9 protein-coding genes are annotated in these 12,422 nt (G+C 68.2%); 2 read left to right on the top strand and 7 right to left on the bottom strand.

The window, feature by feature from the left end:
* Positions 1–12 precede the first annotated feature (12 nt).
* Complete coding sequence (locus DWQ67_RS04045; RefSeq protein WP_121484320.1) at positions 13–1,434, bottom strand: mycothione reductase; 1,422 nt, start codon at positions 1,432–1,434, stop codon at positions 13–15.
* A gap of 243 nt (positions 1,435–1,677) precedes the next feature.
* On the bottom strand, positions 1,678–5,121 hold the full coding sequence (locus tag DWQ67_RS04040) for a pyruvate carboxylase (RefSeq protein ID WP_121484319.1): 3,444 nt from the start codon (positions 5,119–5,121) through the stop codon (positions 1,678–1,680).
* Positions 5,122–5,473: 352 nt separating this feature from the next.
* On the opposite strand from DWQ67_RS04040, the gene DWQ67_RS04035 reads away from it, so the two are divergent.
* Complete coding sequence (locus DWQ67_RS04035) at positions 5,474–6,280, top strand: ParA family protein (RefSeq protein ID WP_121484318.1); 807 nt, start codon at positions 5,474–5,476, stop codon at positions 6,278–6,280.
* 151 nt (positions 6,281–6,431) lie between these two features.
* Here the strand turns inward: DWQ67_RS04035 and DWQ67_RS04030 are convergent, their stop codons facing one another.
* The 4 genes from DWQ67_RS04030 to DWQ67_RS04015 form a co-directional block, all read right to left on the bottom strand.
* Complete coding sequence (locus DWQ67_RS04030; protein ID WP_121484569.1) at positions 6,432–6,956, bottom strand: MerR family transcriptional regulator; 525 nt, start codon at positions 6,954–6,956, stop codon at positions 6,432–6,434.
* A gap of 274 nt (positions 6,957–7,230) precedes the next feature.
* Positions 7,231–7,725 carry a bifunctional nuclease family protein gene (locus DWQ67_RS04025; RefSeq protein ID WP_325049608.1) on the bottom strand — a complete coding sequence of 165 codons (495 nt, stop codon included), beginning with the start codon at positions 7,723–7,725 and terminating at the stop codon, positions 7,231–7,233.
* 3 nt (positions 7,726–7,728) lie between these two features.
* Positions 7,729–8,415 carry a transcriptional regulator FtsR gene (gene ftsR / locus DWQ67_RS04020; protein ID WP_199712616.1) on the bottom strand — a complete coding sequence of 229 codons (687 nt, stop codon included), beginning with the start codon at positions 8,413–8,415 and terminating at the stop codon, positions 7,729–7,731.
* A gap of 73 nt (positions 8,416–8,488) precedes the next feature.
* Positions 8,489–8,947 (bottom strand): FHA domain-containing protein, encoded by a 459-nt coding sequence (locus tag DWQ67_RS04015; protein ID WP_121484567.1) that lies wholly within the window; start codon positions 8,945–8,947, stop codon positions 8,489–8,491.
* 270 nt (positions 8,948–9,217) lie between these two features.
* Between DWQ67_RS04015 and DWQ67_RS04010 the strand changes: the two genes are divergently transcribed.
* Complete coding sequence (locus DWQ67_RS04010; RefSeq protein ID WP_233555898.1) at positions 9,218–10,444, top strand: MFS transporter; 1,227 nt, start codon at positions 9,218–9,220, stop codon at positions 10,442–10,444.
* A gap of 52 nt (positions 10,445–10,496) precedes the next feature.
* Here DWQ67_RS04010 and DWQ67_RS04005 read toward each other — a convergent pair whose 3' ends face one another.
* Positions 10,497–12,422 (bottom strand): hypothetical protein, encoded by a 1,926-nt coding sequence (locus DWQ67_RS04005; protein WP_147433614.1) that lies wholly within the window; start codon positions 12,420–12,422, stop codon positions 10,497–10,499.

Genomic DNA, 12,422 nt, shown 5'->3' with positions numbered 1-12,422 from the left:
GTGTGGCCGGGGCTACAGCGGGGCGTCGTCCGTGTGGGCCGTCTCCAAGCCCAGGAGGGCGTTCTCCACAACCTCCGTCAGCGCCGGGTGGATCCAGTACGGCGCGCGGGCCAGGGTGTAGGCGTCCATCCCGGCCACCATGGCCTGGACCACGGGCTGGATCAGCATTGAGGCCTGCTCGCCCATGATGTGCGCACCAAGGATCTCCCCGGTGCTGCGCCTGGCCAACACCTTGGCAAAGCCCTCCGTGTCCTCCATGGCCCAGCCGTACGCCACGTCGGCGTACTCCTGCACCTTGACGCTCAGGTCAGTTCCCGCCACGTCCCGGGCCTGCGCCTCGGTCAGCCCAACGCTGGCGATCTGAGGGCGCGTGAAGATGGCAGCGGGCACCGCCCGGTGATCGGTGGTGCGCAGGCGCGCGGGGTGTTCAAGGTTGTGGGCCACCACGCGGGCCTCGCGGTTGGCCACGTGCTTGAGCTGATGCTCGCTGCTCACATCCCCCAAGGCAAAGACGCCCTCCACTGGCACGCCGCGAGAAAGCACCCGCTGGTAGCCGTCCACGCTGAGCAACCCGTCCGGGTCCACGTCAAAGCCGGCCGCCGCCGCGTCCACGCGGTCAGAGTTGGGAACGCGCCCGGTGGCCATCAGCACCACGTCCGCTCCCAGGGCAAGGTGCTCCTCGCCGCGCTCAAACCTGACCTCCACGTCGGTGCTTGCACCCACCCCCACCGAGGTCAGGTCCCATTCGCGGTGAATCTCCCAGCGCCGAGTCGCGGCCGCGGTGAAGCGCTCCGCCACGGTTTCATCCGTGTGATTGAGCAGGCGGGATCCGCGCACCACCTGGATCACCTCGGAGCCAAGGCCGGAGAAGATCGCGGCAAACTCCGCGGCGATGTAGCCGCCGCCCACGATCACGATGCGCTGTGGCAGGCGGGGCAAGCGCATGATCGAGTCTGAGGTGTGCACGCCAGGCGTGTCGATGCCGGGGACCTGGGGCAGCCTGGCCCGAGACCCTGCCGCGACCACCACCTTGTCCGCGGTGATCTCCTGGCCGGAATCCGTGATCAGCTGGCGCGGGCCCGTGAAGCGGGCGTCCTCCTCGTAGAGGTCCACGTGCTCCAGCTCCTCGGCGCGGTAGCGGCGCCCGCCCGCGGAGATGGGGTCAATCCGGGAAAAAATGCGATCGCGAATGCCCGGCCAGTCCACGCCGTCGCGGCGCAGCTGCACACCAAGGCGTTCTGCCTCCTCTGGGGTGGCCGCCAATTCCGAGGGGTACACAAACATCTTGGTCGGGATGCACCCGCGGTTCAGGCACGTCCCGCCAAAGACGCCGCCCTCAATGAGCGCCACCCGCTTGTCATCCCAGTACGGGGTGATGAGCGTGTTGCCGGATCCGGAACCGATGATGACCAGGTCATAATGCATGCCCCCCATCCTGGCACGTTCCCCGCACGCCAGTGCGGGATGACGTCGCATCTCTCGGAGCGCGGAATGCGCGCCGCGCTGAGCGCAGATCGGCGCAGCAGCACCGGGCTCCCATCGGCGCGGTAGCGCCGGGCGCCCATCGGCGCGGTAGCGCCGGGCGCCCATCGGCGCGGTAGCGCCACAACGCCCGACGCCGTGTGGTGAGCTCCCGCTGGGAGCCCGCCACACGGCGTCGGGCAGAGTGTGCCGGTCCTAGCCGAGCTCGAGGATCAGGTCCCCGCCCTGCACCTGGGTGGTGCCCGGCAGGGCCACGCGCTTCACCGTTCCGCCCGCGGGCGAGGTGATGGCGGCCTCCATCTTCATGGCCTCGATCGTGGCGACCGTGCCACCGGGCGCCACCTCATCCCCCACTGCGACCGTCACGGTCACGGCGCCGGCGAACGGTGCAGGCACGTGCCCGGCCTGCTGGGGGTCCGCCTTCTCTGCCACGACCGCTGTGGACTCCACGGCGCGGTCGCGGACCTGAATGGTGCGGGCCTGGCCGTTGAGCGTGCACATCACGTTGCGCATGCCCTTCTCATCCGGCTCGGAAACAGCCTGGATGGTGGCCAACAGGCGCACACCCTTGCCCAGGGAGATCACCGTCTCCTGCCCAAGCACCGGGCCGTAGAGGTAGTCGCGCGTGTGCAGCGTGGACACGTCACCGTAGGCCGCACGCAGCGCCTCGTAATCCCGCGTGGGGCCGGGGAAGAGCAGGCGGTTCAGCGTGGAGCGCACGGTGGCCGGATCGCCCTCAAGCGCCGTGGCGTCCTCCGGCTCCAGCTCCTCCACCCGCACCTTGACCGAGCGGCCCTGCAGCGCCTTGGAGCGGAAGGGTTCCGGCCAGCCGCCTGGCGGGTCCCCCAGCTCCCCGGCCAGGAAGCCGATCACCGAATCGGGGATGTCAAAGGCCTGCGGATTGGCCTCAAACTCATCCGGATCCACCCCTGCGCCGACCAGGGCGAGGGCAAGGTCACCCACCACCTTGGAGGAGGGAGTCACCTTGACCAGGCGTCCCAGAATGCGATTGGCGGCCGTATACATGTTCTCGATGGCCTCGAAGTGCTCACCCAGACCAAGGGCAATGGCCTGCTGGCGCAGATTGGAGAGCTGGCCGCCGGGAATTTCGTGGCGATACACACGACCCGTCGGGGCGGGCAACCCGGACTCGAAGGGGGCATAGACGGCGCGGATGGCCTCCCAATAGGGCTCCAGATCGGCCGCGGCGTCCAGGCTCAGGCCAGTGTCACGCTCGGTGTGGGCCAGCGCTGCCACCAGCGCCGACATGGACGGCTGGGAGGTGGTTCCCGCCATGGCGGCGGTCGCCACGTCCACTGCATCCACGCCCGCGTTGACGGCCGCCATGAGCGTGGCCAACTGGCCACCGGCGGTGTCATGGGTGTGCAGGTGCACGGGCAGGTCAAATCGCTCGCGCAGCGCCGTGACCAGCTTGGTGGCCGCCGCGGGGCGCAGCAAGCCGGCCATGTCCTTGATGGCCAGAATGTGGGCGCCAGCGTCCACGATCTGCTGGGCCAGGTTCAGGTAGTAATCCAGCGTGTAAAGCGTCTCTTCCGGATCCAGCAGATCCGCCGTGTAACAGAGGGCAACCTCCGCCACCGCCGTGCCGGTCTCCCGCACGGCGCGGATGGCCGGGGCCATCTGCTCCACGTCGTTGAGCGCATCAAAAATGCGGAAAATGTCGATGCCGCTGCGGGCCGCCTCCTTCACAAAGGCGTCCGTCACCGCCTCCGGGTACGGGGTGTACCCCACGGTGTTGCGCCCGCGCAGGAGCATCTGCAAGGGGATGTTCGGCACGGCCTCCCGCAGCATCTCCAGGCGCTTCCACGGGTCCTCGCCCAGGAAGCGCAGCGCCACGTCATAGGTGGCACCGCCCCAGACCTCCATGGAGAAGAGCCCGGGCAGGGTGTGGGACACGGCGGGGGCCGCGGCCAACAGATCGCGGGTACGCACACGGGTGGCGAGCAGGGACTGGTGCGCGTCGCGGAAGGTGGTGTCAGTGACGCCCACCTCCGTTGCTGCGCGGAGCGCCTGCGCAAAGCCCTCGGGGCCCCGCTCCTGGAGCACCGCGCGCCAGCCGGAGGCCGGGAGGGTGCTGGAGGGGCCATCAAACGGGGAGCGGTCCGGTTCCTCCAGCTTGTCCCCCGGGAAGCGAGGGAGCTTGTCGCGAGGATCAATGCCGTCCTGGCGCGGGCCGTTGGGCTGGTTCACCGCAACATCTGCCAGGAAGGTCAGCGCCTTGGTGCCGCGGTCCTGGCTCTGGCCGCCCTTGACCAGCTCCGGGTGCTTATCGATGAAGTCGGTGGCCACGTCACCGGCCAGGAACTGCTCATTGGAGAGCACGTTGATCAGGAACGGGATGTTCGTGGAGACGCCGCGGATGCGGAACTCCGCCAGCGCACGGCGTGCACGGCGAATGGCCGTGGGGAAGTCGGATCCGCGGCACGTGAGCTTCACCAGCATGGAATCAAAGTGCGGGGAGACCTCTGCACCCGTGTAAATGGTGCCGCCGTCCAAGCGCACGCCGGAGCCGCCGGCCGAGCGGTAGGCGGTGATGGTGCCAACATCGGGGCGGAAGCCGTTGGCCGGGTCCTCCGTGGTGATGCGGCACTGCAGTGCGGCACCGCGAATCTGCAGGTTCTCCTGGCGCAGGCCAAGGTCCTCCAGCGTCTCCCCCGCGGCGATGCGCATCTGGGACTGGACCAGGTCCACGTCGGTGATCTCTTCCGTCACCGTGTGTTCCACCTGGATGCGCGGGTTCATCTCAATGAAGACGTGCTGGCCCGCGCGTTCGCCCACGGTGTCCACCAGGAACTCCACGGTGCCGGCGTTTTGGTAGCCAAGCGAGGTCGCAAACTTCACCGCGTCGCGGTACAGCGCCTGCCGGATCTCCTCATCCAGGTGCCACGCCGGGGCCATCTCGATGACCTTCTGGTGGCGACGTTGCAGGGAACAATCGCGCTCAAAGAGGTGCACCACGTTTCCTTGGCCGTCCGCCAGGATCTGCACCTCGATGTGGCGCGGGCGCAGCACGGCCTGCTCCAGGAACACGGTGGGATCACCAAAGGCCGTCTCTGCCTCACGCATGGCGGCGCCCATGGCCTCTGGCAGGTCCTCACGGGTGTCCACACGACGCATGCCGCGCCCGCCGCCTCCGGCTACCGCCTTCACAAAGATGGGGAAGCCAATCTTGTCCGCCTCGCCAAGCAGCCAGTCCACGTCGGCACTTGGCTCACAGGAGGCCAGCGTCGGGATGCCCGCCTCGCGGGCGGCCCGCAGCGCCTCCACCTTGTTGCCTGCCAGCTCAAGCACCTCTGGCGGCGGACCAATGAAGGTGATGCCGTTATCGCGAGCGGCACGAGCCAGATCGGGGTTTTCGGAGAGGAATCCGTAGCCGGGATAGATGGCATCCGCCCCGGCCTCCTTTGCCACGCGGATGATCTCTTCCACGTCAAGGTAGGAGCGCACCGGGTGGCCCTCTTCGCCAATCCGGTAAGACTCATCGGCCTTCTGGCGGTGGATGGATCCGCGATCCTCCCAGGGGTATACGGCAACCGTCTTGGCCCCTAGCTCTACCCCTGCTCGGAAGGCGCGAATCGCGATCTCGCCGCGATTGGCCACCAATACCTTGGAAAACACGTGTGATTCCCCTCTCAAGTCCTGGCCCGCGGCGTTCCATAGTGGGGAACGGCCGTGGGTTCGAGGCGCCCTTTGATATGGCCGCAGATTGATGTTCCGGGCCACATTTCAGTGTCTCCTACCCCTCTCAGGGGCAGGGCGCAGTCCTGCATGTGACGCTGTTCACGGTAGCGGCTCCGCGGGCGGCACGGGTAGAAGATGACGCCATGGTCCGACCACTGTGATCACGGCGTTACCACTGAGCCTGGACGCCGCGCGCGCCTCCCACTAGCACCCCTTCTCCTCGGTATGATGTTGACTGTCTCGCGGGCCCTGTCCGCATCTCCTCATCGCGAAGGACGTGAAACACCCCGTGCAGGTCGTGAGCATCTCCTCCCTCAAGGGTGGCGTCGGTAAGACGTCTGTCACGCTCGGCCTGGCGTCCGCAGCCTTGAACCAGGGCATCTCCACGCTCGTCGTGGACCTGGACCCGCACGCGGACGCGACCACGGGCCTTGGCGTGGAACCCGGCACCAGCCGCCCCATCGGCGAGCTACTGCGCAACCCCCGCAAGGGCTCCATCGATGAGGCCGCCACGCGCTCGTCCTGGGCCCTGCGCCAGGAGCGCAGGCAGCCGCGCACCCCCGCCCGTCTCGACGTGGCCCAGGGCTCTGCCCTCACCGGTTACTTTGACCGCCCGGACCTGCGCGTGCGGGACCTGCGCCGCCTCTCCCGCGTGCTCTCCACCTCGCGTCAGTATGAGCTGGTGCTCATTGACTGCCCGCCGTCCTTGAGCGGCCTCACTCGCATGGCCTGGTTTGCCTCCCACGGCGTCACCCTGGTCGCCGAGCCCTCACTCTTCTCCGTGGCAGGCACCGAGCGTTCCATGCGCGCGCTTGAGCTCTTCCGCAGGGACTTTGATACGCCGCTGAGCACGGTGGGAGTGGTGGCCAACCGCTACCGCGAGACCTCCCCGGAGCACGCCTTCCGCCTGGCGGAGTTGCGCACCATGTTTGGCGATCAGCTGCTCACCCCCGTGGTCCCAGAGACGCCGAACTGGCAGCAGATTCAGGGCGCCGCCCACGCGGTGAATCACTGGCCCGGAGATGCCGCCACGGAGACCGCCAAGGTCTTTGACGGCCTCCTGCGCACCATCCGCGCCTCCCTGCCCACCAACTAGGTAGCCGGCGGCTGACCGCCAGCCAAGCCAGGCCGAAGCGGCCTCGGTTCACGGGGTACGCCTCGGCACGCGCAAGAAGGAAGGGCCCCCACCAAACGGTGGGGGCCCTTCCTTCTTGTGCTGACGTTCTCACTGCAACGCCGGCCGGCGCTCAGCTCGCGGAGCGTGCCGCCCGGCGCCGGGCCAGCTCGTCCTGCGGGAAGTCTTGCTCCTCGTCGCGGGCCGCCCGTTCCACGGGAAGCTCCAGGATGGAGGCCTCTACATCTCGCCAGACCTTGCCAACCGCGATGCCGAAGACGCCCTGGCCGCCCTGGACCAGGTCAATGACCTCTTCAGCTGAGGTGCACTCATACACGGAGGCGCCGTCGCTCATCAGGGTGATCTGCGCCAGGTCTTCCACTCCGCGCTCGCGCAGCGTGGACACGGCGGTGCGAATCTGCTGAAGGGATACGCCCGTGTCCAACAGACGCTTGACGACCTGCAGAACCAGGATGTCCCGGAAGCTATACAGGCGCTGCGAGCCGGAGCCGTGCGCGCCGCGAACGGTGGGGACCACCAGGCCGGTGCGTGCCCAATAGTCCAGCTGGCGGTAGGTAATGCCGGCCGCCTTGCATGCCGTGGGACCACGGTAGCCCGCGTGCTCGTCCAGGTGCGGCAGACCCTCGTCAAAGAGCATGCCCTGCCTGGATGAGGCCACTGGCGGGGGTGCTTCCTCGTTCGTGTGATCGTTGTCGCGTGTCACGCGCTACTCCTCAGTCCGGGTCTCCCTCGGCAAAGGGGGAAGTGGGCTCGAACGGGAAAACCGCGGGTGCGAGTGCGGAACCGATCGATGGCGCCCTGGGAAACCATCTAGTACGACGGTAAGCCTCCCGGCAGTCCGGGTCAAAGACCTTCAACCTTTGGTTGAGGGCGTGTCGCCCCCTCGTGACCCAATCGTGATCCGGGTTGCTCTAGCTAAAGTCTTCCGGATCTATATCATCCAGGAATTGGCGGAACTCCGCTACCTGTTCCTCCGCACCCTCTGGCTCGCCCTCCGGGTCCGGTTCAAAACCGGCCGCCTCCAGCACTTCAACTGAGGCATACACGGGGACGCCGCTCGCCAGCGCGACTGCGATGGCGTCCGAGGCCCGGGCGTCCACCGCCTGCCCGCCGGCAAGGTCAAGGCGGGCATGGAAAGTGGTATCCCGCACGGAGACGATGCGCACCTGCTCCACACGCGAGCCGAGGGCGGCCACGGCGGCCACCAGAAGGTCATGGGTGAGCGGCCGGGGCGAACTCAGCCCCTGCAAATAGCCCGCAATCGCGGAAGCCTCGGGGGCCCCAATCCACAGCGGGAGGCGGCGGTTAGAGTCAACCTCCTCCAACAACACGAGCGGCTGGTTGGAGGGCAACTCAACGCGCACTCCAAGCACGCTCATCTCGACATACCCCTCGGTTGCACTCACGACTCAGCGATCCAGGTGCTCTAGCCCGCCCCGCACCAGCGAGGCGTGCAATTCGAGGATGGCATCCGCGATGACCGCGGCCTCATCTGCGACACGGGCGGCGGACGCTGCGTCGCGGCGGCCGGCCAGAGGTGCCACGGCGGACTCCACCAGCCCGATCTCACGATCGGCTGCGGTGCGGAACGCGCGCAGGTGGCGCGGCTCCACGCCACGATCCGCGAGTGCAAGGGTGGCATTGACAGCCCGGATGGACTGCTCCGAGAAGCGACCGTCCTCATCGGCAACCACCAGAGCGTATTCCACGAGGCGGTCCACAAACGCGGAGCTCGCTCCGGTGCGGCCCTCCAGCTCGGAGCGGGTCAACGGGCGGTGATGCCCGGCCAACTCCTGAGCAGTCTGGGCGTCCACACCGCGGGGCGCCAAGGACGCCCCACCCGGCAACACCGGGGGCGTCTCGCCGCGATCCACGGCGTCGAGGTAGTCCTTGATGACCTTCAGCGGCAGGTACTGATCCCGCTGCAGGGCCAAGATGAAGCGAAGACGCTCCACATCGGAGTCGGTGTACTTGCGATACCCGGCCGCCGTGCGGGCAGGGGTGATGAGCCCCTTTTCTTCAAGGAAACGAATCTTTGAGGCCGTCATGCCAGCGAAGTCCTGCGTCAGACGCGTGAGGACCTCGCCGATGTTCATGACACCGCGGCGCGGTGCTGCCAGGGCGGGTGCCCGCCCGGCCTCGCTATTGCGCGAAGGAACCACCAGGGAATCAGCCCTGGCTGGAGGCGCTGCGCGAGTAGAAGGTCAGCACGAACTTGCCGATGCGGACCTCCGAGCCGGAGCGCAGGACCGCGTCATCCACGCGGTCGTTGTTCACGTAAGTGCCGTTGAGGCTGCCAGCGTCAGAGACGTGGAAGCCATCCGCCTGGCGCCGAAACTCGACGTGGCGACGTGACACAGTGACGTCGTCCAAGAAAATGTCTGCGTCCGCGTGGCGCCCAGCCGTGGTGATCTCACCATCAAGCAGGAAGCGCGCTCCGCGATCGGCACCGGAGCGGGAAATCAGCAGCGCCGAGCCCTCTGGCAAAGCGGCAACCGAGGCGCGCTCCTCCGGGGAAAGCTGGTACTCAGCGATCACTTCGTCGGTGACGGGGGGCAGACCGACGCTTGTGGCCTCCACGGGAATCTCCTCCGCGTGCCGACCGTGTCCGACCTGTCCCTCACTCATGACGGGATCCTCCTGAGGCTCCTGATTCGCCATCGGCACCTCCGATAGCTGCCCGGCCCTAAGAGACCCGACGGCTCTGTCAGCCTATCCCATCGTCACCAGTTCGTGACCACCCGGATGTGACTAGTGTGAAAGAAGTGACCAGCGGGTCTGACGATCCACCCGGCGTGGCGCGCCTCACTCCCCCGGCCCGTTACGAATGGCACGCGCGCCACTAGGATGAACCCTTACCCAAAATCACCCTGCATCCCAGGAGCGTTTGATATCGCCGTGACCACTCAGCTCAGCCCTCGCCGCACGTTCATTGCCCTCTTCGTGTTGGCCCTGGGCGGATTTGGCATCGGCTGTACCGAGTTCGCGTCCATGGGGCTGTTGCCGCAGATTGCGCAGGAGTTGGTGCCTGGCTTTGCACAACACCCGGAGACCTCCATCGCCGAGGCGGGGCACCTGATCTCCGCCTACGCGCTGGGCGTGGTGGTGGGCGCCCCCACCCTGGCAGCGCTCACCGCCCGTGCCTCGCACACCAAGCTCACCATCTGGCTCCTTGTCTTCTTTGTGCTCGGCACCGTTGCGAGCGCGGCCACCCCCGACTTTGGCTCCACGCTCGTGGCTCGTTTTGTGGCCGGGCTCCCCCACGGCGCCTACTTCGGAGTCGCCTCGCTCATGGCGGCGCGCATCATGGGCCCGGGCAAACAGGGCCAGGGGATTGCCTTGGCACTTTCCGGACTGACCGTCGCCAATATCATCGGGGTGCCTGCCGTGACCTTCATTGGTCACGCGTTGGGTTGGCGCGCCGCTTACCTGGTGGTCGCGGGGATCTTCCTGCTCACCCTCATCGGGGCCATTCTCTTCCTTCCCCGCTACCCCGGTGATCCCAGCCGTCACCCGGCCAAGGAACTCCGGGCCTTCCGCTCCGGCCAGCTCTGGCTCATGATCGCTGTGGCCTGCATTGGCTTCGGCGGTTTCTTTGCCATGTATAGCTACCTCTCTGAGATGGCGACGCGGCTCACGGGCCTCGGCGCGGCCCAGGTGCCCTGGCTCCTTGCGGTGGTGGGCGTCGGCATGACGATCGGCAACGTGGTGGGTGGCCGGCTCTCCGACCGGGCACCACGCGCCGCCATGGTGGTCGGGTTCGCCAGCTTCATGGTGTCCCTGGCGCTCTTTGCCCTGACCGCATCCCATCCGGTGGGCCTCTTTGCCGCCGCCGGATTGGTGGGCGCCACCTCCAGCATCCTGACCCCCGCCATTCAGTCCAGGCTGATCGCGGCCTCCGGCGAGGCCGCGCTGATCGGCGCCGCCACTAACCACGCGGCGTTCAACGTCGGCAACGCCATCGGCGCGGCCCTGGGCGGCACCGTCATCGCCGCCGGCTACGGCTACCTTGCGCCCTCATGGGTGGGCCTGGTGCTGGCGGCAGGCGGGTTGATCCTGCTGCTCATCTCCCTGGGGTGGGAGCGCCGCACCGGCACGCTCGTGCCGCGCCCGGCCGCCGCATAGAACCGCGCAGCGCTACCCCGTTCGTCGCTCAGCCAACTCGCCGGGCCAACGCCTAAACGCGTTCCCTCACGTTGAGGCGGCGTAGCTGCTCGCCTGTGACAAAGAGCGGCAACCGCGTGGCCGTGGGATCCAAGCCCAGCCCCACGCCGTCGGGCAGGCCATGGGAAGCCAACTCTCCGCTCCAGCGGCGCAACAGCAGTTCTGGTCGGAAGCGGGCGGCCGCGGCAGTGGAACTAAAGAGCAGCAGCGCGGGGACGCCCTCCCCCGGCCATTGCGCCACGAGCGGCGTGCCGTCCTGCATGGTGGCCACCCACGCGGGCGCGCCCTCCACCAGCGCATCCACCGCGGCGTCCACCTGTCCGGAGGCAGCGGCGTGCGCAAGCTCGGAGGAGGCGGAGCGTTCCGGCGCCAGCGTGGCACCCCACGGAAGGCAGCCATGAGCGGGGATTCCCCACTCAGCAAGCTGCTCAATCAGGAGCTCTGACACCGCGCCACTGGGCGCGTCGTAGCTCACGCGCCCGGAACTCTGGGTGCCATTCACGTGCAACCACAGCAGCTGCGGAATCGAATGAGCCGCGGCCCGCATGCGGGCGGTCGACGCCGCCAACAGGCGCGTCAGGTCCAACCTCAGCGCGGCAAGCGCCGCCTTGCCGAGGTGCCCGCCTGCAGCATCCGACGCCGCGTGGGCCACCCCGTCTGCCACCACCGCCAAGGCGAGCCGCAGCGACGCGCCCTCCCAGTGCGCCACCAGGTGAACGGAGTCCACCGCGCGCCCGGGCACGGCCAGGAGGGTGCGCGCCATGCGCTCCTCATCCGGGCCAAGCACGGATTCACCATCCGGCCACGGCCGGGCCAGGTGTTTCCAACTCGCGGGGACAGCGCCCACGGGCGCTGGAAGGGACGTAGAGGTTTCCGAAGAGCCGGTGGCCGCCGCACCGGGCAGCAGCGCGTCGGGCAGCAAGGCGTCGGGCAGCAAGGCGTCGGGCGGGGCCGAGCCGGGCAGGGCCGAGCCGGGGGTTGACGGCAGCAGCGCTGGCGCCGGTACGGCCACGTACGCCTGTGCACCCTCGCGTGCCGAGAAACCGAGGGAACGCAGGCGCCCCCAGCTCAACTCCAGCGGAGGCTCCGGCGAACCAAGCCCCACGATCAGGCCCATTTCTGGCTCCCAATCGCTACGGAGCCGGTCCAGGTCAAAGAGCACCGGAAGCGCCAGATCGTCAAAGGCGCTGACCTCAGCTGGGGAGGTAAAGACGGGCAGGGCGGAGGCCCCGCTGGCGTGATCCCGCAGCGGCAGGGGCAGCGCGGAGACCTTCCCCGGATCCCCCAGACCCCACCACAGCCGGCCGGGCGCTGACGCCAGCTGGGCCAGCCGCTCCGGGTCTCTCGCCAGGAGGGCAAGCCGCGCTAGCGGGTCCACCTCACGGGCCTGGCCCACTGGGCCGCCTGCGGAGTCCTCCAGGACAAAGACGGGGCCACCCGGAACATCCACAGCATCCGGGACGGACGGCGGATCCACCTTCAGCAGATGGTTGCCCTGCTGATGCGCAGCGACCACCACATCCGCGAAGGCGCGGCTCTCCAGCGTCGGCAACTGCGCGTACTCCGGGAAGGACTCCAAGAACGCCGTCGCCTTGGCCTCGTTCGTGAACACGCTCACAGCGCCGTGCTCGCTGATCACGGTTCCATCCAGCGCGCGCTGCGCCACGAGCACCACGGAACCAAGCATCGCCTCAAACAAGGCAGGCGAGCCCTGAACGGGCACGCCAGCGGAACGAAGCGTGGCGCTCGTCGCGCTCTCGCGCTGCCATCTCTGGACGGCGGGCATCACGTGGCGCGCCAACACCTCGCGCTCAGCACGGGCCCGCACATCCACCATGGCCCCGGTGAGGGCCACCCCGCCGTCCGTAGCCGGCTCACCCGAGCCGCTAGCCGCCCCTTCCGAGGCAACGGGAACCACACCGGGGTCGTTCAATGACAC

The sequence above is a fragment of the Galactobacter caseinivorans genome (assembly GCF_003640665.1).
Classification (GTDB): Bacteria; Actinomycetota; Actinomycetes; order Actinomycetales; family Micrococcaceae; genus Galactobacter; species Galactobacter caseinivorans.
Note: the sequence above shows the minus strand (reverse complement) of the source record. Positions and strands in the feature narration are given on the sequence as shown.

Excerpts from the sequence above, each read along its gene's own strand:
- ftsR (WP_199712616.1), bottom strand. The coding sequence starts at position 8,415 with ATGAACATCGGCGAGGTCCTCACGCGTCTGACGCAGGACTTCGCTGGC.
- DWQ67_RS04045 (WP_121484320.1), bottom strand. The coding sequence starts at position 1,434 with ATGGGGGGCATGCATTATGACCTGGTCATCATCGGTTCCGGATCCGGC.
- DWQ67_RS04015 (WP_121484567.1), bottom strand. The coding sequence starts at position 8,947 with ATGAGTGAGGGACAGGTCGGACACGGTCGGCACGCGGAGGAGATTCCC.
- DWQ67_RS04030 (WP_121484569.1), bottom strand. The coding sequence starts at position 6,956 with ATGCTCTTTGACGAGGGTCTGCCGCACCTGGACGAGCACGCGGGCTAC.